This is a genomic window from Arthrobacter sp. APC 3897, from assembly GCF_030407495.1.
In the GTDB taxonomy this organism is placed as follows: domain Bacteria; phylum Actinomycetota; class Actinomycetes; order Actinomycetales; family Micrococcaceae; genus Arthrobacter_B.
The window spans coordinates 23157-46439 of the sequence record NZ_JASDDG010000022.1; the positions used below are offsets into that span (position 1 = coordinate 23157).

The window sequence follows — 23283 nt, forward strand, 5'->3', positions numbered from 1 at the left end:
GTCAATGCACCCGGATGCTGCCGGCCACGGCCTCGATCACCCGTGCCTGCTCGGATTCGGTCATTTCGTGGAACAGCGGCAGGATCAGCGTGTTCGCGCTCAGCCTTTCGGTTACCTCCAGGCGGGCGGTACCAGTGTCACGGTTCCGGTACGCCGGCTCCAGATGGGACGCCATGATGCCGCGGCGTGCGGAGATCTCCTGCCCGGCCAGTGCGGCCAATACACCGTTGCGGTCTGTCCCGAAGCCCGGCAGCACTTCAATCCAGTAGGACTGGTAGTTTGTTTCACCCCACGGCGGATCGGCGACCGGCCGCAGGAATTCCATGTCTGCGAAGGCTTTGCTGTACGCAGCGGCCAGTTCACGCCGGCGCCGCACCACGGCGTCGAGCCGCTGCAGCTGGATGAGTCCCACCGCTGCTTGGAGGTCCGTCATGCGGTAGTTGAACCCCACCTCCGTGTAGGACTCGGCCGGGGCCAGAACGCTGGCGCTGCGTGCGGCCGCTGAGAGGCTCATAGCGTGTTCCCGCAGGGTCCGTGCCCTCTCCGCCCAGTCCCTGCGCCGCGTGGTAACCATTCCGCCCTCGCCCGTGGTGAGGATCTTCCGCGGATGGAAGGACCAGGCTGCGATTTCCGCGCCGGCGCCTGCAGGACGCCCGGCGTACCGGGACCCGGCCGCGCAGGCTGCGTCCTCCAGTACGGTGATGCCCAGCGGATCGCACAGCGCCCGCAGTGGGGCCAGCTCCACCGGCACACCGCCCTGGTCCACGGCTATCACCGCGCGGGTGGCCGGGGTCAGGGCGGCCTGCACGGTCTCTGCGGTCAGGTTTCCGGTCACGGGGTCCACGTCCGCGAAAACCGGCCGTGCCCCCACATAAGTGGGTGCGTTGGCGGTGGCAATGAAAGAGAAGGAAGGAACAACGACGTCGTCCTCCGGCCCGATGCCGGCCACCACCAGTGCCAGGTGCAGGGCGGTGGTGCAGCTGGAGGCCGCCACCGCGTGAGGGGCTTCCATCCGTTCCGCAAAGGCGGACTCGAACTCGGCGGTGCGCGGTCCCTGGGCGATCCAGCCGGAAGAGATCACCTCGGTGACCGCGGCAATCTCCTCTGCGCCCAGCCAGGGCTTCATCACATTGATGCGGCTCATGCCTGACCTCCCCGCCGGCCGGCTGCGATCTCATTCCGCAGCGGAAGCCACCACTGAACCAGTTCAGCCAGGCCCTTGGCCAGCGGAACCTCCGCACGGAATCCCAGCTCGGCCTCCGCCGCCGAAGTGTCTGCCAGCCGCCTGCTGACCCCGTTGACGGTGCGCTCCGGACCGAACTCCACCGAGAGGTCCGAGTCCATTGCCGCGAGCAGTGCCTCGGCGAGCTGAAGCAGGCTTGTCTCCGTGCCGGAGGCCACGTTGTAGATTCCCACCCGCTCTCCCTGGGCCGCTGCCAGGAGGTTCGCACGGGCAATGTCAGTGGTGTAAATGAAGTCCATGGTCTGGGCACCGTCACCGAAGATCAGCGGCGGCAGTCCGTCCGCAATCCGCTCCATCCAGCGCACCAGCACCTCGGTGTAGAGGCCGTGCACGTCCATCCGGGGACCGTAGACGTTGAAATAGCGCAGCCCCGTGTAGGCCAGACCGTGCATCGCATGGACGCTGCGCAGCATCCCTTCGTTGAAGGCTTTAGCCGCACCGTAGAAGGTGTCATTGTGGTGCAGGTGGTGGGATTCCGGTGTGGGGAACTGCTCCGCCAGGCCGTACACGGAAGCGCTCGAGGCGGCAACGACGCGCTGCACGCGATGCGCTGCGGCCGCTTCGAGCACATTGAAGGTCCCGTCCGCCAGCACTTCAAGAGCGAGCCGCGGGTCCTCGGCGCACTGGGTAATGCGGATGGCCGCCTGATGGAACACCAGGTCTGTCCCTGCGGTGAGATCGTGCACTGTGTCACGGCTGCGGATGTCCGCTTCGTAAAGGTGCACCCGGGAATCGGCGAGCGCGTCGGTCAGGTTGGCACGCCGGCCGCGGACCAGGTTGTCCAGCACCCGTACCTCCCCTGCACCGGCGGCCAGCAGCTGGTCAACAATCTCCGAACCAATGGTTCCTGCGCCGCCGGTTACCAGTACTGCGGCCCCGTGAATCGGATAAGTCTGTGTCATGAGGCGGATTCCAGTTCAAGAGTGGGACGCAGCGGAACGGATGAGCCGCTGGCCTGGCTGAGGGTCGCGGCTTCGAGTACGGCAAGGACCCGGACGCCGGCGGAGCCGCTGGTCAGGGCGGGCCGGCCGGCGCGGATACTGGCGGCGAATTCCGTGACCATGGCCGCCAGAGCCTCGTGTTCGGGCAGAGCGGGCGACCAGGTGTCGCCCAGCCGGTAGGAAACCTGAGACTGGGAACGTTCTTCCAGGCCTGCGGTGCGGGCCAGGTTCACACCCCGGTCATAGATGCTGAGCCGCTGCTGCGGGTTCAGGTCATCCCACACCAGGGTCCGCCTGCTGCCGCCGATTACGAGCTGCCGGATCTTCGTGGGGCTGAGCCAGTTGACGTGGATATGTGCCATGGCTCCGGCTTCCAGTTCTATGACCAGGTGCCCTACACATGCGGTTCCTGCCCCGAGCGGGTCCGAACCGTGGGCCGACACACGGACCGGCCGCAGCCCTCCCGGAAGCACAAAGTCCAGGATGGAGAGGTCATGCGGGGCCAGGTCCCAGAACACGTCAACGTCCGGCTGGATGAGGCCCAGGTTGATCCTTACTGAATCGATGAACAGGATCTCCCCCAGCTCCCCCTGGGCGATCAGGTCCCGGATCTTCAGGACAGCCGGGGTATAGCAGTAGGTGTGGTCTGCCATCAGGACCAGCCCGGAGGACCCGGCCAGCCGCACCATCTCTTCCCCTCCCGCCAAGGAGTCAGCCAGGGGTTTTTCCACCAGGACGTTTTTGCCGGCAGCCAGGGCTGCGGTGGCCAGCGCATGGTGGGTTCGCGCCGGAGTGGCGATAGCAACGGCGTCGAGCCCTGGATCTTGCAGCAGGCTTGCCACGGAAGACGTGACAGGCACCTGGCCCACGCCCTGGGCCAGGCGGGCGGCCCGGTCCGTATCCAGGTCGCAGATGGCGGCCAGTGTCCAGTCGGGGCTGGCATGGAAATTCCGCGCGAGGTTAGGGCCCCAATATCCTGCCCCGATCACCGCGACGGAGAGGGGGCGATCGGGGCAGGCAGTTCCGGAAGATGGGCGTGAGGGCACTTTTGAGACCTGCGTTCTGTCCGCAGCCGGGCGGCTGAGCTTTGATACTGCGGACACTCTACGAAGCTGCGGGTATTCGCCGGGTGAGTATCGGCTACCGGTCGTTATCCGGTTCTACCTGCCTCAGCTGCCTGGCGCCGCCCGTTAATTACCTGCCGGTTACTCCCCCAGGAGCTCCGCCGTCAGTTCGTCACGCCTGCCGATGCCCAGCTTCTCGAAGATGCGGCAGATACGCCCTTCGATGGTCCGTACGGAAAGATGCAGCCCCCTCCGCGACGATTTCAGCGGTGCAAAGAGCCGGGTCGTGGAAGTGTCCGAGGTGCGTGAGACGATAAAAACATGCCTTCTTCACCGCCTCTGATCGACGTCACGGACATCATCCGGGTTGTCGGCGGAGCTGCGTTTCAACGCGGTCAAACCTATGCCAAGGGCGGGGCCGTCGTTGAGCTGGCCTGGGAACCGCAGGCCGAAGTGCTCCGTGCCAAGGTTCGCGGACATTCCTCCGTGCCGTACCGGACCATGCTTCAGCTGGGCGAAAAGCGGCAGGGCGACTACCGGCTGCTGGATAACCACTGCAGTTGCCCGGTCGGGTTCGACTGCAAGCACGTGGCCGCCGTGGCGCTGCAAAGCAATACCGACCATTTGGTGGCACGGCAGGAATTCATCCGGCCTTCAGCCGCCGGCGCGCCGGCGGTGCCGGCCTGGCAGGAATCGCTCCAGACTCTCATTGAGGCGGACCTCCATGCCCTTACGGGGAGCGCCAGGGCATCGGCCACTCCCCTGGCACTTCAGTTTGAAATCCGGACGTCAGACGCAGGGGTCAGTGCCCGCTGGGGTGCGCCGGCTCCCCGCAGCGCCCACCGCAAGACGTCGTTCCGGCTCGGCGTCCGCCCCGTGGTCCGCAATGCCAAGGGCAACTGGGTCAAGAACAATCTGGCCTGGAGCAACATTGCCTATCAGACGTACGGGCTGCAGCTGGATCCCGAGCAGCACCGCTGGTTTTCCCAGTTTCCGGCTTTGCACCGGTCCAACGGCGTGAGTTACTTCGGCCAGAATGACTCCTGGCTTTACCTTGATGATTTCGCCAACCCCCTGCTGTGGCAGCTGCTGGAAGAAGCCCGGCGCATAGGCGTGGAGTTTGTAGGCGCGAAAAAGGACACCAGTGTCCGGCTCGGACAGCGGGCAGCGCTGTCCCTGGACGTCCGGGCGGCCAAGGATTCCGCTGCCCGGGAGTCCCGGGGAACAAGCGCCGCCGCACCGCTGCAGCTGCAGCCCGTCCTGGACATCGACGGCGCCTCCTACCCCACTGATGCCGCCGGACTGATTGCCGGGCACGGCATTTATGTGCGCAGTCCGGAAAACGTCATCACGCTGGCGCCAACTGCGCGCCCGCTGACGGACCAGGACAAGGGCCTGCTGCTGAACGGTGCCCCGGTGATGATTCCCGAAGAGGATGCTCCGGTCTTCCTGGAGAAGTTCTACCCCAAGCTTCGCCAGGTGCTGCCGGTCACCAGCAGCGATGAGTCCGTCGAGTTCCCGGAGATCTCTCCGCCCCTGCTGGTGCTCACGGCTTCCTTCCAGCCGGACGATTCCCTGTTTCTGGACTGGGACTGGGAATACCGGCAGGGCCATGACCTCACCCGCATCCCGCTGGGCGCCCGGGCGGATCCGGCGGCCGGTTACCGGGACGTGGCGGCGGAAGCAGAGCTGCTCACCGCCGTCGGCAAAGTCCTGGGATCGGTTCCGCGCAGCCGGTCCTATGCCGGCATCGACACAGCGGAATTCACCGAGTACCTGCTCCCCAAAATTGAGAAGGTTGAGGGCGTCCGGGTCGATGTGATGGGCGAGCGCCCCGCCTACCGCGAGCTCACCAGCGTGCCGGAGCTGAAGATCACCACGGTGGAAACCGAACGCAGGGACTGGTTCGATCTGGGCATCATGATCACTGTCGAAGGCCGCCTCGTGCCCTTTGCCGATGTCTTCAAGGCGCTGTCCCAGGGCAAAACAAAGATCCTGCTGGTTGACCGCACCTACCTTTCGCTGGACCGTCCCGAATTTGCGCAGCTGCATGCCCTGCTGGAAGAAGCCGAGGGACTGCAGGAGTGGGAAACCGGTGAAATGACCATCAGCCGGTATCAGGCCGGTCTCTGGTCCGAGCTGGAGGAACTGGCGGAGGAAACCGAACAGGCCGCGGCCTGGCGTGCTTCGGTTACCGGGCTGCTGGAACTGGATACCGTGGCACAGGCACCGCTGCCGGCCGGGCTGAAGGCAGAGCTCCGCCCCTATCAGGCTGAAGGCTTCAACTGGCTGGCGTTCCTGTGGGAGCACGGGCTGGGCGGAATCCTGGCCGATGACATGGGTTTGGGCAAGACACTGCAGACGCTGGCGCTGCTGGCCCACGCCCGGGAACAGGATGCCCGGCGCGGGGAGCCGCGCCGTCCCTTCCTGGTGGTGGCTCCCACCTCGGTGGTACCGAACTGGCTCTCCGAGGCGGCACGCTTCACCCCGGGCCTTCGTGCGGTGGCCGTTCCGGACACCACCGCCAAGTCCAAGGTGCCGCTGGCCGAACTCACGGCGGACGCCGACGTCGTTATCACCTCCTATGCGGTGTTCCGGCTCGACTTTTCCTCCTACCGTGCCCTGGAGTGGGACGGGCTCATCCTGGACGAGGCGCAGTTCGTCAAAAACCGCACCACCCGGGCCCACCAGTGCGCCCGGGACCTCAACGCTCCGTTCAAACTAGCCATCACCGGCACCCCCATGGAGAACAACCTGCTGGAGCTGTGGAGCCTGTTCGCCATTGTGGCACCCGGATTGTTTCCCTCGGCCCGGAAGTTCATTGAGGAATACCAGCGGCCCATTGAGCGCGGTGAGGACTCCAAGCTGCTGGCCAGGCTGCGGCGCAGGATCCGCCCGCTGCTGATGCGCCGCACCAAGGAGGCCGTGGCCAAGGATCTGCCTGAGAAGCAGGAACAGGTGCTGGAGGTGGAGCTCAGCCCTAAGCACCGCAAGATCTACGAGATGCATCTGCAGCGGGAACGCCAGAAGCTGATGGGGCTGATCAAGGATCTGGACCGCAACCGGATGATCGTGTTCCGCTCCCTGACCCTGCTGCGGATGCTGAGCCTGGATGCGTCGCTGGTGGATGATGACTACGCCGGCGTGCCCTCGGCCAAGCTCGATGCCCTCTTTGAACAGCTCGAAGATGTCACCGCCGAGGGACACCGCGCCCTGATCTTCAGCCAGTTCACGTCGTTCCTGAAAAAGGCGGCAGCCCGGCTGGAAGCCGCCGGTATCCCCTACGCGTATTTGGACGGCTCCACCCGGGACCGCGGTGAGGTCATTGCCTCTTTCAAGGACGGTCAGGCTCCGGTGTTCCTCATCAGCCTCAAAGCCGGCGGGTTCGGCCTGAACCTCACTGAAGCGGACTACGTGTTCCTCCTGGACCCGTGGTGGAACCCGGCAGCGGAGTCGCAGGCAGTGGACCGCACGCATCGGATCGGGCAGACCCGTAATGTCATGGTGTACCGGATGGTCGCCCGCGGCACCATCGAGGAAAAGGTGATGGCGCTCAAGGAGCAGAAGGCCAAGCTCTTCACCTCCGTGATGGACGATGACGCGGTGTTCAGCTCCGCACTCACCGCCGAGGACATCCGCTCCCTGTTGGACTAGCTGCCGGTCCGGAAATTATGAAGTTGGGCACGCCGACCCCGCCGTCTGCCACCCGAAAAGACCCGCTGAAACCGCGTATTTACGGGCATTGACGGCTCACCGGGGCCCTGCACCCCCGCCGTTCGGGCACCCCGCAAGCGACTTATGATGCTGCCGAAAGCACCACCTCAACCGGTCACCCGGTGCCGCTGTCAGGAAAGGACCATGAGCACTCAGGCATCAACCCTCATCCGCCCCTTGGACGTGACCGCCAAGGATGAAGATGAACTCGTGCACGTTTTTTGCACTCCCTGCAAGCGCCGGGCCATGCATCATGCACAGCGCCCGGTCCCCTATTGCGGAAAGACCATGCCCAACCGTCCGCTTCGGGACGACAACGGCACCCTTCCGGTCTGCCTGGTCTGTGTGGACCTTGCCCGCTCCGCCCCGTGTCCACGGTGCGGCACGCGCGCGCAGCTGTAATCGCCGCTCTCGCCGACGCCGTTTCACCGGACCCTGCTTGCCATTCCGCAGACCCCGATTGGTTTGTACAGTGGGGTGATGGCTACTGACGAACGCCCCATCGGATTTTGGCTCAAGCTCGTGGACCAGCTGGTTGATGACCATTTTGGTGCCAGTTTCGAAGAGCACGGCGTCACCCGGCGGCAATGGCAGATGATGAACCTCCTGACGGACGGCCCCGCCTCCGGACGGCAGCTGTCCGACGCCCTGAAACCCTTCTTCCCGGTGGTTGAGGGCAGCATCACGTCGACTGAGCTGATTGAGGAACTGCGGGAAAGCGGGTGGGTGTCCTTGGACGACGGCCAGTACCAGCTCACCGATCTGGGCCGGCGAAGCCTGGAAAACCTTCGCGGCGCCGTCGAACGCATCCGTGAGCAACTCACGGAAAACGTGTCCGAGGAGGAGTACAGCGCCTTGGTTGCAGTGCTGCAGCGGATGGCAACGAATCTCGGCTGGGACGGTTCGGTGGAGGACCCTGCCGCAACGTAAGTTAGGCTCCGGGCCGGGCAACGCGGCGGGGAGCCTGGTGGACGGTACGTGGACAGCTTTGGCAGGCCCACCGTAACAACCCCGTCTTTGGCTTTCTGTTCGGTTACCGCGGTGAGTTCAGCTGCCGGTTCCCGGCCTTGTCTGCCGGAGGACCCCTGCCCCGCCTGCTCCCGGTCCGCGAGGAAATCAGGGACTGACGCACAGGCTGGCCCGCCCGGCCTTCCCTTTCAATCCTCGGCCCGTCCCCGATCAGTGCCCGCGGAACGCTTCCGCCAGCCACCAGGCGCCGCCGTCGGAGGCAATCTTGGCATCGATGACCAAGGGGGCGTTCCGCGGACCGGCCAGCCAGTCCTTCACCGCGTCCAGATCGGCACGGCGGCGCACGGTAATTCCCGCAGCTCCGTAGCCGCGGGCAATGGCCGCAATGTCAGTTTCCGGGAACGTTACGGTAGCCAGGTCCATCCCCGCATCCTTGTCTGAGCCGTCTTCCCCGGACTCCGGAGCGAAGTGGTGCACCTCGGCACCGTACCCGGCATCGTTGTAGATGACCGCCACCAGTGGCAGGCGCAGCCGCACCGCGGTTTCCAGTTCGGAGATTCCCATCAGGAACCCGCCATCGCCGGCGCCAAGGACCGGAAGCCGGTCGGGACGGGCCAAAGCGGCGCCAATTGCGGTGGACAGACCGAGGCCAATCGACTGAAAGGCCTGGGTAAAGCAGAAACCAAACTCGTCCGGAACGGACAAGTGGGTGGACGGGTAACCCATGAAGTTGCCCGAATCCACGGATACCAGCCGCTCAGCCGGCAGCAGCTCATCCAGTGCCAGGCTCAGGACCCGCGGATCTATCCGGTCCGCCGTGGAAGCATCGGTCACCGGCACGTCCTGCCAGCGGGAACCGGCTCTAATCCGCTGCAGCGTTTCCGTTGTGCGGTATTTTGGTGCCGGTTCCGGGGCAGCGGCCTTCAGCTGCTCCAGCACATCGGCCGCGGTGGCAGCGCAGTCGCCGAGCACGCCCAGGTGAATTTCGCGGTTGGCGCCCAGCGCGGAATCCTCCACGTCCACCTGGACGACGGCGGTCTCCGGACCTATCAGGGAGCCGTGCCGCATGGTCCACATGTTCAAGGTGCAGCCCCAGCCAATAATGAGATCCGCGCCGCGGATGAGGTCCGCGGTTTCCGGGGTCGAGAAACCGCCGGAGATGCCCAGGTTGAAGTCCTCTCCGTTGAACAGTCCGCTGGCCACGGCCGAAGTTGCCAGCAGTGCACCGGAGTGGGCGGCAAGCGCTGCTATTTGTTCTCCGGCGGAACGGGCTCCCCGCCCGGCCACAAACACCGGGCGGCGGGCGGTGGCCAGCAGGTCGGCCAGCCCACGCACCAGGACCGGGTCGGGGCGCATCCTGCCTGCCGGCGCCATCGGCCGGGCGGCCGGCGCCGCACTAGGCGGGGCCGGAGCGGTTTGAACGTCCAGCGGAACGCTCAGGACCACGGTGCGGCGTTCGTTGACAGCTGTGCGGTAGGCCCGGACGGTGTCAGCCAGCGCGCTGTCGGCAGAGTGGATCCGCTCCGCAACCGCGCCCATGCTGCGCGCGAGCCCGTCCTGGTCGATCCGGAAGTTGGAGCGCACGGCGGACGGGGCGGTGTCCGCGGTGAGCACGATCAGAGGAGTCCGGGACTTGGCCGCTTCACCGATTCCGGTGGCCGCATTGCTCAGGCCGCAGCCCTGGTGAGTGGTCAGCACCGCCACCCGGCCGGACATTCTGGCGTACGCATCCGCCATGGTGGCAGCTCCGCCTTCGTGCCTCGCTGCCGTGAACGGCACTCCGTTCTCCCGCAGGGCGTTGGTGAGGTGGAAGTTGCCGCTGCCCACTACGCCAAAGACGTGTCCCGCCCCAAGCCTGGCCAGTGTACGGCCTACGAGCGCTGCAATATTCGGAGCATCCATACCCTGAACAATAGGTCCCGGCGGCAGGGGCACCAACCGCACCGCCGACATGTTGCGGCCCATGTGACGTCGTTATGACACGTCACTGCGGAGGCACCGCTAGTATCAGGCAAAGCCTCCCCGCCTGGACAGGAACCGATATGAGCCTCAACCGCACTGATTCCGGTTTGATCACCACCCTGCTGGACGCCGTTGCCGGCGGCACGCTGGAAATCGTGGACCTGACGGCTCCGCTGAGCAGCGCCACCCCCACCCTGAAGCTGCCCGCTCCGTTCGTCAACCTCATCGATTTCAGCCTGGAAGCGGTCAGCGCCTTCGACGACTCCGGTCCGTTCTGGAAGCACAACAACATCCACACCGGCGAGCACATCGGCACCCATGTGGATGCGCCCGCGCACTGGATTTCCGGCCGGGACGGCGACGACGTTTCACAGCTCCCGCTCACGCGCCTGGTGGCTCCCGCCGTAGTCCTGGACTTCAGCGCCCAGGCAGCGCAGGATCCCGATTTTGTGCTTGAGATTGATCACGTCAAGGCGTGGGAAGCAGAGCACGGAGCCCTGCCCGACGGCGGCTGGCTCCTCCTGCGCACCGGGTGGGACAAGTTTGCCGGGGACGCTGACGCTTTCCTCAACATCGACGACGGCGGCTCCCACACACCGGGGATCTCCGCCGAGTGTGCCAAGTGGCTGGGTGAGGAGACGGGAATCGCCGGACTGGGGGTGGAGACTGTCGGCATCGATGCCGGCAACGCCGGAGCCTTCGATCCGCCCTTCCCCGTGCATTATTACCTGCTGGGCAACAACAAGTACGGCGTCACCCTGCTGCAAAACCTGGCCCAGGTTCCGCCCACCGGCGCTTTGATCGTGGTGGCGCCTCTGAAGATTACCGGCGGTACCGCCAGCCCGGCCCGCGTGCTGGCTCTGGTGGAACACAGCCTTAGCCCTGCTTAGCTCCGCCTTAGCCCCGGCGGGTTTGGGCCAGCAGCTGTTCAAAGGGCAGCGATGCCATGGGATCCGGCCGCTGTGCAGGCTGCGGCGTTCCCGGTGCTCCCGAGGTTCCCTCAGTTCCCTCGGTTCCCAAGAGTGCAGCAAGCTCCGAGGCCGCACGGCGTACCCGGGCGTCCAGTGCATTGGTGCCGGCGGGACCGGATCCGGCGGCGCCCGCTGAGCCCCAGTCCTCCGGCGCCGCGTAGACCGCGGTGGGCGTGGGCTTGGCCCGCAGATAGCTGAACATGGGCCGCATTGCGAAGTCGAGCACCAAAGAATGCCTGGCGCTGCCGCCGGTGGCTCCCAGGATGACAGGCTTCCCCTCCAAAGCGGTGTTTTCGATCACGTCGAAGAATGATTTGAACAGTCCGCTCATGGACGCAGTGAAGACGGGTGTCACTGCCACCAGCGCGTCTGCGGCCACCACCTCGTTGATGAGCGCTTCCAACTCAGGCGGCGCGTAGCCTGCCACCATGTTGTTGGCGATGTCCACGGCGTACTCACGGAGTTCAAACGTGCTCACTGCGGCGGAGCCGCCGGAAGTTTCCAGTGCCTGGCGTGCGGCCTCCCCCAGCTGGTCGGCAAGCATCCGGCTGGACGAAGGAACACCCAATCCCGCCGTCACTACTACGATTCTGCGATCCGCCATACCGGCATCCTCCTCAGGTTTTCATGCGTTTGCATCTATTTTAGTTCTGGTTTCTCCAACCTGAGACGCTCCGCCGTTATTCCGTGCCGGGGCCGCATCCGGCCGTCCGCCTCAAAGCGGCGGTCCGAACGCAGATATCGTTGATTACAGTGCCGGGTTCGAAAGCTCTGCCCCCGGACATAGATCCCCGAAATGAATTGACGTAATACGCCTGTGAGTGAAACAACCAAACGCCGTGTCAACGTTGCTGCGCTGATGACGGCGCTGCTGACCGCCTGCATGGCATTCCAGCTGAACGCCTCCATGCTTTCCCCCGCACTGTTCACCATCGAAAAAGAGCTGAACACCACCTCGGCGGCCGTCGCTCTGACCCAGACAGCGTTCTTCACCGCAGCCGCGCTCTTCTCCCTGTTCCTGCCGCGGTTGGGTGACATCATCGGCCGCAAAAAGGTTCTGGGCGGAATGCTGGTGGTCCTGACCCTCGGCTCCGTGCTTGCCGCCCTGGCTCCCAGCGTCGAACTGCTGTTCCTCGCCCGGCTGATCCAGGGCGTGTCCGGACCCACGGTGGCGCTGTCCATGATTATGCTCCGGGTCGAAGTCCGTGAACCAAAGCTCTACGGAACCCTGATGGGCGTCATCGCCGCGGTCAACGGCGGCATTGCCGGTGTCGACGCCATCGCCGGCGGTTTTCTGGCACAGAACTACGGCTTCGCCTCCATTTTTTGGACCATGGCCGCCGTGGGCGTCCTTGCCGCCGCCCTGGTCATTCTGGTGGTTCCGGAATCCTCCGCCCCCACCAAGGCAAAGATGGACTGGGCAGGGGTTGTTCCCCTGGTGATCTCGGTGGGAACCCTGCTCACCGCCTTCAATGAGGCCGGCAAACTGGCCAGCGCCAACTGGCCCCTCGTGGCGGGACTGATCGTTCTTTCCGGAGTTGCCTTCACCGTGTTCTGGAAGGTGGAGAACCGCACCGAAGAACCGCTGATAGCCACCCGGTTGCTCAAGCAGCGCTCCACCTGGGCCCTCCTGCTGACCACCGTACTGACCATGACCGGTGTCTTCGCCGTCATGAACGGCATCATCCCCGCCCTGGCCCAGGACGGCGTCATCGGGTTCGGCATGGGGGCAGAGGATTCCGCCTGGTGGACCATCACTCCCTATGCCCTTGCCGGTCTGGTGATTGGCCCCTTCGCCGGCCGTCTTGCCGGCAGCTGGGGCTATGCGAAGGTGCTGCGGATCGGTACGGCCGGTTCCGTCCTGGCCCTGGTCCTGATGCTTCCGGTTGTTGGCGGCGATTCCAGGCTGGGACTGCTGGGCGTCTCGGTGCTGATCGGCATCACGTACGCCGGCATCGGCAACGTCATGCTCAGCGGCATGGGCGTGCTGCTGTCCCCCAAGGAGAACCCGGGTTTCCTGCCGGGCCTGAACGCCGGTGCGTTCAACCTCGGCGCAGGCCTGAGCTTCGCCGTGATTTACGCGGCCAAAACCGCCGCCACGGCTCCGGACGGATCCGGCACCGGGGGCTACTACGGCGGCATCATTGCCGGCCTGGTCATCTTGGTCCTGGCACTTGCCTCGTCGTTCCTGATCCCGAAACCTGCCGCAGGGGAAACCGGCACCGCCCCTGCTGAAGCCGCAGGCACCCACCAGCCCGCCGACGTCGGCCCCACCCTCCGACGGCAGCTGCAGGGCAAAGATTAGGGCCTGTCCCGACCACAGGCAAATCGGCGGAGGCGGAGGCGGGAGCGGGCTGCAGCGGCAGGAAATAGCGGTCAAAAAACGCCGCTATCTTTAATGCAGTGCCCCCTCCTTCCCGGGGAAAGTGCTGCCCTTCGAATGGCTGTCCGGCCACCGCCCGATCCCGTTCAACAGCGCGCCGCACTCCGCCACGGCTCCCGTCCGCACCGCTTCGCTGCGCCTGCTCAACGGACCGCCGGGGCAGGGCACTGCACACGGGGACTCCCGGTCCCCCAGCAAGAACCTCAACGAAGCGGAGAAGCAATGCCCCACAAAATCATCCTGGACTGCGATCCCGGCCATGATGATGCGGTCGCCCTGCTGCTGGCACACGGCAGCCCGGAGATCGATCTTCTGGCGGTGACCACCGTCGTCGGAAACCAGACTCTGGAGAAAGTGACACGCAACGCGCTGGCTATAGCCCGTGTCGCAAATATCACAGGCGTCCCCTTTGCCGCAGGTTGTGACCGGCCCCTGGTCCGCACCATCGAAAATGCTCCGGACATCCACGGTGAATCCGGCATGGACGGCCCCGAACTGCCCGAGCCCGCCATCGAACTGGATCCGCGGCACGCTGTTGACCTGATCATTGACACCGTGATGGCCCATGAGCCCGGGACCGTCACACTGGTGCCCACCGGCGGACTGACCAACATTGCGCTGGCTGTCCGCAAGGAACCGCGCATCGCCGGGCGGGTGAAGGAAGTTGTCCTCATGGGCGGCGGATACCATGTGGGCAACTGGTCGGCAGTCGCCGAGTTCAATATCAAGATTGACCCCGAAGCCGCGCACATTGTCTTCAATGAAAAGTGGCCGCTGACGATGGTTGGCCTGGACCTCACACACCAGGCCCTGGCCACTGATGAAGTTGCCAACCGCATCGCCGCGGTGGGGACCAAGCCGGCCAAGTTTGTTGGGGAACTCCTGGAGTTCTTCGGCCAGACGTACAAGGACGCCCAGGGCTTTGACTTCCCGCCTGTCCATGACCCCTGCGCCGTCGCCTACGTCATCGATCCCTCCGTCATGACCACCCGGCGTGTTCCGCTGGATGTGGAACTGACCGGCACCCTGACCCTGGGCATGACGGTGGCGGATTTCCGGGCACCGGCTCCCGACGACTGCACCACCTCCGTCGCTGTTGACCTGGACCACCAGAAGTTCTGGGACCTGGTGGTGGACTCCCTGGAGCGCATCGGCGAGGTAGACCTGTGAGCGCTGCAACCCGGCGCCGCGTCAACGTTGCAGCCCTGATGACGGCACTGCTGGCGGCCTGTGTGGCTTTCCAGCTGAACGCTTCCATGCTTTCCCCCGCCCTTGTGCGGATCGAAGAAGAGCTGAACACCACCTCCGCTGCGGTGGGCCTGACCCAGACGGCGTTCTTCACCGCGGCAGCTCTCTTCTCCCTGTTCCTTCCCCGGCTCGGTGACATCATCGGCCGCAAGAAGGTCCTGGGCGGCATGCTGGTGGTCCTCACCATCGGCTCCGTGGTGGCCGCCCTGGCACCCAGCATCGAGGTCCTGTTCATCGCCCGCCTGATCCAGGGTGTTTCCGGCCCCGTGGTGCCGCTGACCCTGATCATGCTGCGCGTGGAAATCCGCGACGCCAAGCTTTACGGCACCCTGATGGGTGTTATTACGGCAGTCAACGGCGGCATCGCCGGTGTTGACGCAATTGCCGGCGGCTACCTGGCCGAAAACCACGGCTTCGCATCGGTGTTCTGGGCCATGGCTGCCGTGGGTGCCGTAGCCACCGCGCTCCTAATGTTCCTGGCTCCGGAATCCCGTGCCGAGAAGAAAGAAAAGATGGACTGGGTGGGCGTGGTTCCCCTGGTCATCTCGGTGGGCGCCCTGCTGACCGCCTTCAACGAGGCGGGGAAACTGGCTGCCGCCAATTGGCCGCTGGTCATTGGGCTGACCTTCATCTCCGTCATTGCCTTCGTGGTGTTCTGGAAGGTTGAGAACCGCACGGAACAGCCGCTGGTGGCCACCTATCTGCTGAAGCAGCGTTCCACCTGGGCGCTGCTGCTGACCACGCTGCTCACCATGACCGGTGTCTTTGCCGTCATGAACGGCATCATCCCCGCCCTGGCACAGGACGGCGTCGTCGGCTTTGGCCTGGGCGCTGAAGATTCCGCCTGGTGGACGCTGACCCCGTATGCCATTGCCGGACTGGTGATGGGACCGATCGCGGGCCGCCTGGCCGCGACCTGGGGCTACGGCAAGATGCTGCGGATCGGCATGATCGGTTCCGTGATTGCACTGGCCCTGATGCTCCTGATCGTCGGCAGCGATTCCAAGCTGGGACTGCTGGGCGTCTCGGTGCTGGTGGGCGTCACCTACGCCGGCATCGGCAACATCATGCTCAACGGCCTGGGCATTGTGCTCTCCCCCAAGGAGAATCCCGGCTTCCTGCCGGGCCTGAACGCCGGCGCGTTCAACCTGGGTGCCGGGCTCAGCTTCGCCGTGATCTACGCTGTAAAGACTGCCACCACGGCTGCGGACGGATCCGGAACTGAGGGTTACTACGGCGGCCTCATCGCCGGCCTGATCATTTTGGTGCTGGCCCTGGCCACGTCCTTCCTGATCCCCAAGCCGGCCGACGCCGAAGTGGAAACCGCTGAGAAAACCCTCCGGTAATCACAGTCCGTTTCACCCGCCTGATCCGCTCCAAAGGAGAACGTCCCGCATGTCCGCAGGAAAAGTTGTAGTTGTAGGGTCGCTCAATGCTGACCTGACTGTCCGCACCGACCGTTTCCCGCAGCCCGGGGAAACCCTCAACGGCTCGGAACTGGTCATTGTCCCGGGCGGAAAGAGCGCAAACCAGGCTGCCGCAGCGGCCATCCTGGGCGCCGATGTTCGACTGTTCGGTGCAGTGGGCGCCGACGGCCACGGGGATCTGCTGCTCAAGGCTGCGGCTGCCGCGGGCGTTGATGCCTCCCGCGTCCTGCGCCGCGCGGACACGGCCACTGGAACGGCCATGATCGTGGTGGATGCCGCCGGGGAAAACACGATTATCGTCTCCCCGGGTGCCAACGGCACCGTCGCCGGTGCCGAGCTGCCGGCGGATCTGTTCGACGGCGCCGCCGTGCTGACGCTGAGCCTGGAGGTTCCGCTTGACGCGGTTACCGCCGCGGCACGTGCAGGACATGACGCCGGTGCGCAGGTTCTGCTGAATCTTTCCCCGTACCGGGAAGTCCCGGCCGAACTGCTGGCGCTCACTGACGTCCTGCTGCTCAACACCCACGAAGCGGCGCTGGTCACCGGCCTCACGGACCCCGCCGCCGACTGGGAAGCGGTCATCGCTGCCCTGGGACAGCTCGGCGTGCGGCGCACCATCATCACGCTCGGCGGAGACGGCGCCGTGGTGCTGGACGGCACGGCACAGGGAGCTGACCGCATTATCGCCGTGGCACCCACACGCGTCACCGCGGTGGACACCACCGGCTGCGGGGACGCCTTCACCGCGGCCACCGCGGCACGGCTTGCTGCCGGAGATTCGCTGGCGGACGCGGCCGCCTTCGCGGCCCGGGCCGGTGCGCTGGCCGCCACCCGCGAGGGTGCGCAGTCCTCCTACTCCGCACTGACTGAGCTGGCGGGTTAATACCCGCTTCCGCGCAACGACGACGGCGCCTCCCCCCTTGGGAGGCGCCGTCGTCGTCTGCTGCTAGGCTCTGGCCGCATGGACGAAAAACTGGGGGAATTCCTTCGCAACTTCAACCGTGCCATCGAGTTGGCGCAAGCGCACCGCGATGATGCTCAGGGGCGCATCCGTCTGCTGGATGTGCTCACCTCCCATTTGGGTATGCCGGCAGCCGAACTCCCGATCCTGGCCCAGGACTTTCCGGTCCACCGCTTCGCGGACCTGGACATCGCCGTCGAAAAGATCGCCGGTCAGGATCCGCAGGCACAGCTCATCGGTGTGGGAGGCGGGCAGCAGCGTCATCACCAGTCCCTTTCCGACCTCGTTCAGCAGGAGTATGGTCCCGTGCCCGTGGGCCAACCCGATTTCGTGAATCTCGCCGTCGGTCCGGACAGCACCCGCGAAGTGCTGGCACTGGGATTGCGGCTCTTTGCTTATGCCGGGGTTCCGGTGGCTGTGCTGCAGCGCGGCGCCAATCCGCAGTATGGACGCAACGGAACCGACATTGCAGTGCTGGCCCCGGACCGGGAAGCGGCAGCCGGCTTCCTGGCGGCCGTCCAGGAAGATCTGCGGACCAACAGCATTCTGCGCGGACAGGTGGTGTCCTTCGCCTATGACCCTTACGGCCAACAGGGCGCCGGCGTCACGTTCCTGCCCCGCCCCTCACTGCCCGCCGACGAAGTCATCCTGCCCGACGGCGTGCTGGACCGCGTGGGCCGGCATGTCCTGGGCATTGCCGCCAACCGGGAAGCGCTCCGCGACCACGGCCAGCACCTCAAGCGCGGAGTCCTGCTCTACGGCCCGCCCGGCACCGGTAAAACCCACACCGTCCGCCACCTGCTGAGCGCCGGCGAGGGCACGACGGCGGTACTGCTGGCCGGGAGCTCGCTGCACGCGGTGGGAGAAGCCGCCCGGCTGGCCCGTGCCATGGCACCGTCCATGGTGATTCTCGAGGACATTGACCTGGTTGCCGAGGACCGAAACATGGGCAACGGCCCCCAGCCGCTGCTCTTTGAAGTCCTTGATGCCCTGGACGGGCTTGATGCGGATGCCGACGTCGTGTTCCTCATGACCACCAACCGCGCCGAAGCCCTGGAACGGGCTCTTGTGCAGCGGCCCGGCAGGGTGGACCTCGCCGTCGAAATTCCGCTGCCCGACGCCGGCAACCGGGTGCGGCTGCTGGAACTCTACGCCCCGGCCGGAGTGTTTTCCGACGCTGCCCTGCAGTCCGCCGCCAACCAATCCGAGGGCGCCACCGCATCTTTCGCACGGGAGTTGATCCGGCGGGCCGTGCTGGTTGCCGTGGATGCCGGCGAGTCGCCCGGTGACGAGCATTTGGCGGCCACCGTTCGGGAACTCATGGGCCAGGGGGAGGCCTTGACTCGGAGCCTGCTCGGCGCCGGTACCGGGAATGCTGCCGGCACTGATCCGGACGGCAGCAATTCCGACAGCAGCGATTTTGCCGATCCCGAACTGCTGACGGACGGGCAGGGTCCGCAGCCCGGGGTCAGCGTGGGTTACACCTACGGCTGGGTCGGCCAGGGAGGAGCCCGGTACGTCCCGCTGCCGCGGACCATCTGACGGCCGCCGAGGTGATGATTACCGGGCGGCGGCCCTGCCTGCTGCCCGGCCGCTGAACAGGCAGCCGCCCAGGAAGGTTCCTTCCAGGGACCGGTAACCGTGCATTCCGCCGCCGCCAAAGCCGGCCGCCTCACCGGCGGCAAAAAGGCCGGGCACCGGTGTTCCGTCCAGCCCCAGCACGCGGGAGTCCAAATCGGTTTCCAGTCCGCCCAGTGTCTTGCGGGTCAGTACCGAGAGCCGGACGGCAATGAGCGGGCCGTCCCTGGGATCCAGAATCGGATGCGGAGCTGCCGTTCTAATGAGCCGGTCCCCCAAATAATTGCGTGCTCCTCGGATGGCGGTCACTTGGCTGTCCTTGCTGAAAGGATTGGCGATCTCCCGGTCCCGGGCTTCCAGCTCGCTGCGGATCGCCTCGGCGGACAGGACCGGCGCAGCGCCGTTAGTTGAGTTCTTCGCCAGCGCGTTCATGCCCGCTACCAGTTCTTCCACCGAGCCGGCGCTGATGAAGTCCTCGCCGTGGTCCAGGAACTTTTGCACCGGGCCGGGCACCCCGGCCGTGGCACGGCCCAGCACATCACGCACGGATTTGCCCGTGAGGTCCGGATTCTGCTCGGACCCGGACAGTGCGAATTCCTTCCGGATGATCGCCTTGTTGAGGATGAACCAGCTGTAGTCCTGGCCCGTGCCGCGCAGATGCTCCAGCGTGCCGAGCGTATCGAAGCCGGGAAACAGGGGCACGGGAAGCCGGTTGCCGGCGGCGTCCAGCCAGAGCGGGGACGGACCGGGCAGAATCCGGATCCCGTGGTTGGCCCACACCGGGTCCCAGTTCCGGATGCCCTCCACGTAGTGCCACATCCGGTCCGGATTGATCACCCGGCCCCCGGCGGCGGCACTGGCGGTGATCCCGCGTCCGTCAACATGTTCGGGCACCCCGCTGAGCATCGTTTCCGGCGGGCTTCCCAGCCGCTGCGGCCAGGCCGCCCGCACCAGGGCATGGTCTCCGCCGATTCCTCCGGTGGTAACGACGACGGCGCCGGCCGTGAACTCGAAGTCCGCCAGCCGGACGCGGCTGGTCGAAGCGCCGCGGACCGCCGTCGTCGGCTCCAGCACACCGCCGCGCACCCCGGTGACCACCCCGTTGCTCACGGTCAGTTCCTCCATCCGGTGGCGGAAGGCCAGCCGCACCAGTCCCCTGGCGACACCGTCGCACACCTTCGCCTCAAAGGGTGCGGTGATGCCCGGGCCCGTTCCCCAGGTGATGTGGAACCGCGGCACCGAGTTACCCGGGCCGGCCGCCCCGTACCCGCCGCGTTCCGCCCACCCCACCACCGGAAAGATGCGGTGCCCCATCTGATGCAGCCACGCACGTTTCTCTCCCGCCGCGAAGTGGACGTAGGATTCGGCCCAGCGGCGCGGCCAGTAATCGTCCGGCCGGTCAAAGCCTGCTGTTCCGAGCCAGTCCTGCCATGCCAGTTCCACCGAATCACGCACCCGCAGCCGCCGCTGTTCGGGCGTATCCACCATGAAGAGTCCGCCGAAGGACCACCAGGCCTGGCCGCCGAGGCTGGCCTCGCCTTCCTGTTCCACCAGGATGACGGAGCGGCCGGCGTCAACCAGCTCGGCGGCGGCCGTGAGCCCCGCCAAGCCGGCCCCGACAACTATGACGTCCGCGTCTGTGCTTGGCTGCATCCGGTTCACGGTACCGGCAGATGAGGCCTCTGGCTAGGGCCGATAACGGCGGGGTGGGTGACGGTCCGGAGCGCTTCTTAAACCGGCACAGCAACTTAGCGGTTGCCCCTTACTGCCCGGGACACCGCTTCCTAGACTGAACCGTACGGGCGGCTCATCTGAGGAGCCTGCATGCACCCAACCCGACTGGAGATAGACATGGCTGAAAAGGAACATTCCGTATCCGGCGATGACCGGGACCGCACCCACAACGAAGCTCCGTCCGAGGGAGACTCGTCAGCCGAAGGATCCGCTGAACCGCGTCAGCACAGCCAAGAGGCTGCCGAAGGAGATGATGATACGAAGTGACGGCGGCGCATCCAAAGGCCCGGAGTCCCAACCTTGGGACTCCGGGCCTTTAGCTTTGGTCTCTTCGGCTTTCGTCTGTTTAAAGGTGGTCTGCGGGTCGGGACTGCGGATGGGGACTGCTCATCCGAGCGGTATCTCTCAGGACGCCTTGGCGCGTCCGTTCTCACGGCTGGCATCGCCTAGAACGTCTGCGCCGTGGCTTTGATCTACGATCGGGCCGGTGCCGGCGATCTCGCGCAGCAGCTCGATTCCCGCAACGGCTGCCTGTTTGGTGGGAAACATGGCCGACACCGCCATCAGCGCGCCGTCACCGGAAATGAGTTTGATCCGAAACGCACCGTCATGGGCGTCTACCAGCTTGAAGTAGCCCGACATCTCTTACCTCCTTGTAAGGGGTATATCTGTGCCATCAATAGTAAGCCAACTTATGAACTCTGGAACCTTTTGCCCGCTGTACGCCCAGCCGTAACCGTTTCGTTATCCGGATTGCCCGCCCTGCCTGCCTGGAGCAGCCGTCAGGACACGGTGGATCTGCTCCGGTGTTGCCGGCTGGGATGTCAGCAGAGCGGCAAGAATCCGTGCCTGCGGCGGCTTGAGGTCACCTGAAGGAATTGCTCCGGCCCGCACCAGGTCCACCCCTCCGCCGTCACCGTACGTTGGGATCACGGGACCGTGGGGAACCCGTGAGCTCAGTACCACAAAGCACCCCGAGCGGACTGCGTCCTGAACCGCTTCCACGAATCCGGGACCGGCATTCCCCGTCCCGGTACCGGCCAGGACAACGGCGGCTGCACCGGTGTGGACCGCATAGGAGAACAGATCGGTGTCCGTCCCAAGCGAACAGTCCACAATGCTGACGCGGGTCCGGTCGAACTCCTCGCCGGGCATGCGAAGCGGTGACGGCCGAAGCGGCCTGGCGGTGACGTGCAGGCTGTCCCCGATGAAATGTGCCACCTCGGTGCCTCCGGCATACGGGTCGGCTGCCGTTGTACTGGCCAGGAAGAGTCCCCGGGCTGAACGAATCTTCCCGGCGAAGGAAACCAGCACGCCCGTCCCCCTTAGCTCCGGGGAAGCTGCGGCCTCCACTGCCTGCTCCAGGTTCTCCGGACCGTCAGGAGCAGGGCTGTCCGCGGGACGGCTGGCACCGGTAAACACCACAGGCTTGGGTGAGCTGTGGACCAGGTCCAGCAGGAACGCCGTCTCTTCCATGGTGTCGATTCCATGGGTAATGACGACGCCGTCCACGGTGGAGTCCATCACGGCGTTGCGCGCAGCCTGGGCGATGAGCCGCAGATCGGACAGCTGCAGCTGGTAACTCCCGCTGACCATCACGTTCCGCACAGTAACCGTGTGACGGCGGGACAGCGTGCGGATCAGGTCCTCCGCATGGTCCTTGGCGATCAACCCGCCCGGACCTGTGCTCCGCGACGCGATCGTGCCGCCCGTACCAAGGATTCGAATCGAAGCCATCGGCCAACCCTTCATGTTTTCTGATCTATCAGCCAACCTAGGCCGAGCCGGCGGGCGGTGGCTAGGGCCCTGCGCCGTACCTGCTCCCGGACGCCGGATTCGGGAAGGAAGCTGCGGACGGACGGCTGCCTAGACTTGAACCATGGCCGATACCGTCACCGCCCAACAGCGCAGCCGGAACATGTCCCGCATCCGAAGCAAGAACACCAAACCCGAGCTTTTGGTTCGGCGCCTTCTCCACGCCGCCGGTTACCGCTTCCGCCTGCACGGCGCGGCAGGAGGAAAGCTGCTGCCGGGTAAACCCGATCTGGTATTTGCCGCCCGGCGCAAGGTCATTTTCGTGAACGGCTGTTTCTGGCACCTGCACAGTTGTGCCGCGGGCACGCGTGCACCTCAGAGCAACAGCGAGTTCTGGGCTGAGAAGCGGCGCAGGACGGCGCTGCGTGACTCGGCAGCACTGGATTCCCTCGCGGCAGCGGGATGGGAATCACTCACCGTGTGGGAGTGTGAGTTGAAGGACCGGAATGCCCTCACAGACCAGCTCGTGACTTTCCTCGGCCCGCGCGGCACCTCAAATCGTTAGACTCAAACCTCACAAACCCGTGATGAACCAGGCACCTCCGCCATCCACTCGCAGACAGGACAGACATGGCCCACAACAGCACCGCCAGGCGCGGCGTTCTTTTCGACGTCGACGGAACCCTGGTTGATTCGAACTATCTGCACGCCGTTGCCTGGTGGCAGGCCTTCCGCCGCATGGACCTGGACGTTCCAATGTCTTCCGTGCACCGGGCCATCGGGATGGGCGGCGACAAGCTGGTTGAGCATCTCCTGGGCGAGGATCGGGACAAGGACCAGGACGAAAAGCTGGACGCCACCCACGGAGCAATTTTCTCCACCTGGTGGCCGGCGCTGCGCTCTTTCGACGGTGCCCGGGAGCTGCTGCTGGCCTGTGCGGACAGGGACTTGACCATTGTGCTGGCCTCATCAGCCTCAGGACCGGAGCTGGAAGTCCTGCGCACCGTCATTGACGCCGATTCCGCGATCACCGCCGCCACTTCCTCAGCCGACGCCGAGAATTCAAAGCCTTCACCCGATATCCTGCAGTCGGCCCTGGACAATTCGTCCCTGACCGCCGGAGAGACGATCTTCGTTGGCGACTCGGTCTGGGATGTCAAAGCTGCGGCAGAGCTGGAGATCCCCACGATTGGGCTGCTGTGCGGCGGCACCGGTGAAGCGGAACTGCGCGACGCCGGGGCCACCGAAATCTGGGAGAACCCGCGTCAGCTCCTGGAAAACCTGGAGAGCTCGATGCTCGGCAAATTGGCGGCACGCTGACTGCGGCCTGACG

At 65.4% G+C, this 23283-nt stretch carries 20 protein-coding genes; 12 read left to right on the forward strand and 8 right to left on the reverse strand.

Going from position 1 to position 23283, the window contains the following annotated elements; genetic code table 11:
- Position 1: 1 nt before the first annotated feature.
- The 3 genes from QMA10_RS11635 to QMA10_RS11645 are packed head-to-tail and all read right to left on the reverse strand — an operon-like array spanning position 2 to position 3230.
- Positions 2–1144, reverse strand: a complete 1143-nt coding sequence (locus tag QMA10_RS11635) for a DegT/DnrJ/EryC1/StrS family aminotransferase (RefSeq protein ID WP_290168547.1) — start codon at positions 1142–1144, stop codon at positions 2–4.
- Positions 1141–2145 (reverse strand): NAD-dependent epimerase/dehydratase family protein, encoded by a 1005-nt coding sequence (locus QMA10_RS11640; RefSeq protein WP_290168549.1) that lies wholly within the window; start codon positions 2143–2145, stop codon positions 1141–1143. Before QMA10_RS11640 ends, QMA10_RS11635 begins: the two co-directional genes overlap by 4 nt.
- Positions 2142–3230 carry a Gfo/Idh/MocA family oxidoreductase gene (locus tag QMA10_RS11645; protein ID WP_290168550.1) on the reverse strand — a complete coding sequence of 363 codons (1089 nt, stop codon included), beginning with the start codon at positions 3228–3230 and terminating at the stop codon, positions 2142–2144. Before QMA10_RS11645 ends, QMA10_RS11640 begins: the two co-directional genes overlap by 4 nt.
- Positions 3231–3569: 339 nt before the next feature.
- Here QMA10_RS11645 and QMA10_RS11650 point away from each other — a divergent pair, with 339 nt between their 5' ends.
- The 3 genes from QMA10_RS11650 to QMA10_RS11660 all read left to right on the forward strand — a co-directional run bounded on the left by QMA10_RS11650 (position 3570) and on the right by QMA10_RS11660 (position 7892).
- A complete protein-coding gene (locus QMA10_RS11650; RefSeq protein WP_290168552.1) occupies positions 3570–6902 on the forward strand; it encodes a DEAD/DEAH box helicase in 3333 nt (1110 codons plus the stop codon).
- Positions 6903–7106: 204 nt separating this feature from the next.
- Positions 7107–7364, forward strand: a complete 258-nt coding sequence (locus QMA10_RS11655; protein ID WP_290168553.1) for a hypothetical protein — start codon at positions 7107–7109, stop codon at positions 7362–7364.
- A gap of 78 nt (positions 7365–7442) precedes the next feature.
- Complete coding sequence (locus QMA10_RS11660) at positions 7443–7892, forward strand: MarR family winged helix-turn-helix transcriptional regulator (RefSeq protein ID WP_290168554.1); 450 nt, start codon at positions 7443–7445, stop codon at positions 7890–7892.
- Between the two features lie 249 nt (positions 7893–8141).
- Here QMA10_RS11660 and QMA10_RS11665 read toward each other — a convergent pair whose 3' ends face one another.
- Positions 8142–9833: a thiamine pyrophosphate-binding protein gene (locus tag QMA10_RS11665; RefSeq protein WP_290168555.1), complete on the reverse strand. Its 1692-nt coding sequence runs from the start codon at positions 9831–9833 to the stop codon at positions 8142–8144.
- A gap of 140 nt (positions 9834–9973) precedes the next feature.
- Between QMA10_RS11665 and QMA10_RS11670 the strand changes: the two genes are divergently transcribed.
- Positions 9974–10783, forward strand: a complete 810-nt coding sequence (locus tag QMA10_RS11670; RefSeq protein ID WP_290168557.1) for a cyclase family protein — start codon at positions 9974–9976, stop codon at positions 10781–10783.
- A gap of 7 nt (positions 10784–10790) precedes the next feature.
- Here QMA10_RS11670 and QMA10_RS11675 read toward each other — a convergent pair whose 3' ends face one another.
- Positions 10791–11468: a CE1759 family FMN reductase gene (locus tag QMA10_RS11675; protein ID WP_290168558.1), complete on the reverse strand. Its 678-nt coding sequence runs from the start codon at positions 11466–11468 to the stop codon at positions 10791–10793.
- Positions 11469–11681: 213 nt separating this feature from the next.
- Here QMA10_RS11675 and QMA10_RS11680 point away from each other — a divergent pair, with 213 nt between their 5' ends.
- The 5 genes from QMA10_RS11680 (at position 11682) to QMA10_RS11700 (ending at position 18425) form a co-directional block, all read left to right on the forward strand.
- Complete coding sequence (locus tag QMA10_RS11680; protein ID WP_290168559.1) at positions 11682–13169, forward strand: MFS transporter; 1488 nt, start codon at positions 11682–11684, stop codon at positions 13167–13169.
- A 300-nt stretch (positions 13170–13469) separates the two neighbouring features.
- Positions 13470–14417 carry a nucleoside hydrolase gene (locus QMA10_RS11685; RefSeq protein ID WP_290168560.1) on the forward strand — a complete coding sequence of 316 codons (948 nt, stop codon included), beginning with the start codon at positions 13470–13472 and terminating at the stop codon, positions 14415–14417.
- A gap of 38 nt (positions 14418–14455) precedes the next feature.
- Positions 14456–15841, forward strand: a complete 1386-nt coding sequence (locus QMA10_RS11690; RefSeq protein ID WP_290168610.1) for an MFS transporter — start codon at positions 14456–14458, stop codon at positions 15839–15841.
- 49 nt (positions 15842–15890) lie between these two features.
- Positions 15891–16805, forward strand: coding sequence for a ribokinase (locus QMA10_RS11695; RefSeq protein WP_290168562.1), 915 nt, complete (start codon positions 15891–15893; stop codon positions 16803–16805).
- A gap of 78 nt (positions 16806–16883) precedes the next feature.
- The gene (locus QMA10_RS11700) at positions 16884–18425 is read left to right on the forward strand and encodes an ATP-binding protein (RefSeq protein ID WP_290168563.1); all 1542 of its coding nucleotides are present in this window, start codon (positions 16884–16886) and stop codon (positions 18423–18425) included.
- 18 nt (positions 18426–18443) lie between these two features.
- Here the strand turns inward: QMA10_RS11700 and QMA10_RS11705 are convergent, their stop codons facing one another.
- Positions 18444–20114: an FAD-binding dehydrogenase gene (locus tag QMA10_RS11705; RefSeq protein WP_290168565.1), complete on the reverse strand. Its 1671-nt coding sequence runs from the start codon at positions 20112–20114 to the stop codon at positions 18444–18446.
- Positions 20115–20285: 171 nt separating this feature from the next.
- Here QMA10_RS11705 and QMA10_RS11710 point away from each other — a divergent pair, with 171 nt between their 5' ends.
- The gene (locus tag QMA10_RS11710) at positions 20286–20462 is read left to right on the forward strand and encodes a hypothetical protein (RefSeq protein WP_290168567.1); all 177 of its coding nucleotides are present in this window, start codon (positions 20286–20288) and stop codon (positions 20460–20462) included.
- A 138-nt stretch (positions 20463–20600) separates the two neighbouring features.
- Here the strand turns inward: QMA10_RS11710 and QMA10_RS11715 are convergent, their stop codons facing one another.
- Both QMA10_RS11715 and QMA10_RS11720 read right to left on the reverse strand, forming a co-directional pair.
- Positions 20601–20837, reverse strand: coding sequence for a DUF1508 domain-containing protein (locus QMA10_RS11715; RefSeq protein ID WP_290168569.1), 237 nt, complete (start codon positions 20835–20837; stop codon positions 20601–20603).
- 102 nt (positions 20838–20939) lie between these two features.
- Positions 20940–21932, reverse strand: coding sequence for an asparaginase (locus tag QMA10_RS11720; protein ID WP_290168572.1), 993 nt, complete (start codon positions 21930–21932; stop codon positions 20940–20942).
- Between the two features lie 142 nt (positions 21933–22074).
- Between QMA10_RS11720 and QMA10_RS11725 the strand changes: the two genes are divergently transcribed.
- Together QMA10_RS11725 and QMA10_RS11730 are read left to right on the forward strand one after the other, a co-directional pair.
- Complete coding sequence (locus QMA10_RS11725) at positions 22075–22515, forward strand: very short patch repair endonuclease (protein ID WP_290168574.1); 441 nt, start codon at positions 22075–22077, stop codon at positions 22513–22515.
- A gap of 65 nt (positions 22516–22580) precedes the next feature.
- Complete coding sequence (locus QMA10_RS11730) at positions 22581–23270, forward strand: HAD family hydrolase (protein ID WP_290168576.1); 690 nt, start codon at positions 22581–22583, stop codon at positions 23268–23270.
- The last annotated feature ends 13 nt before the right edge of the window (positions 23271–23283 follow it).

What these genes read in the sequence shown, in the direction of transcription:
- QMA10_RS11635 (WP_290168547.1), bottom strand. Translation starts at nt 1,144, where the DNA reads ATGAGCCGCATCAATGTGATGAAGCCCTGGCTGGGCGCAGAGGAGATT.
- QMA10_RS11640 (WP_290168549.1), bottom strand. Translation starts at nt 2,145, where the DNA reads ATGACACAGACTTATCCGATTCACGGGGCCGCAGTACTGGTAACCGGC.
- QMA10_RS11650 (WP_290168552.1), top strand. Translation starts at nt 3,570, where the DNA reads ATGCCTTCTTCACCGCCTCTGATCGACGTCACGGACATCATCCGGGTT.
- QMA10_RS11655 (WP_290168553.1), top strand. Translation starts at nt 7,107, where the DNA reads ATGAGCACTCAGGCATCAACCCTCATCCGCCCCTTGGACGTGACCGCC.
- QMA10_RS11660 (WP_290168554.1), top strand. Translation starts at nt 7,443, where the DNA reads ATGGCTACTGACGAACGCCCCATCGGATTTTGGCTCAAGCTCGTGGAC.
- QMA10_RS11665 (WP_290168555.1), bottom strand. Translation starts at nt 9,833, where the DNA reads ATGGATGCTCCGAATATTGCAGCGCTCGTAGGCCGTACACTGGCCAGG.
- QMA10_RS11670 (WP_290168557.1), top strand. Translation starts at nt 9,974, where the DNA reads ATGAGCCTCAACCGCACTGATTCCGGTTTGATCACCACCCTGCTGGAC.
- QMA10_RS11675 (WP_290168558.1), bottom strand. Translation starts at nt 11,468, where the DNA reads ATGGCGGATCGCAGAATCGTAGTAGTGACGGCGGGATTGGGTGTTCCT.
- QMA10_RS11685 (WP_290168560.1), top strand. Translation starts at nt 13,470, where the DNA reads ATGCCCCACAAAATCATCCTGGACTGCGATCCCGGCCATGATGATGCG.
- QMA10_RS11690 (WP_290168610.1), top strand. Translation starts at nt 14,456, where the DNA reads ATGACGGCACTGCTGGCGGCCTGTGTGGCTTTCCAGCTGAACGCTTCC.
- QMA10_RS11695 (WP_290168562.1), top strand. Translation starts at nt 15,891, where the DNA reads ATGTCCGCAGGAAAAGTTGTAGTTGTAGGGTCGCTCAATGCTGACCTG.
- QMA10_RS11700 (WP_290168563.1), top strand. Translation starts at nt 16,884, where the DNA reads ATGGACGAAAAACTGGGGGAATTCCTTCGCAACTTCAACCGTGCCATC.
- QMA10_RS11705 (WP_290168565.1), bottom strand. Translation starts at nt 20,114, where the DNA reads ATGCAGCCAAGCACAGACGCGGACGTCATAGTTGTCGGGGCCGGCTTG.
- QMA10_RS11710 (WP_290168567.1), top strand. Translation starts at nt 20,286, where the DNA reads ATGCACCCAACCCGACTGGAGATAGACATGGCTGAAAAGGAACATTCC.
- QMA10_RS11715 (WP_290168569.1), bottom strand. Translation starts at nt 20,837, where the DNA reads ATGTCGGGCTACTTCAAGCTGGTAGACGCCCATGACGGTGCGTTTCGG.
- QMA10_RS11720 (WP_290168572.1), bottom strand. Translation starts at nt 21,932, where the DNA reads ATGGCTTCGATTCGAATCCTTGGTACGGGCGGCACGATCGCGTCGCGG.
- QMA10_RS11725 (WP_290168574.1), top strand. Translation starts at nt 22,075, where the DNA reads ATGGCCGATACCGTCACCGCCCAACAGCGCAGCCGGAACATGTCCCGC.
- QMA10_RS11730 (WP_290168576.1), top strand. Translation starts at nt 22,581, where the DNA reads ATGGCCCACAACAGCACCGCCAGGCGCGGCGTTCTTTTCGACGTCGAC.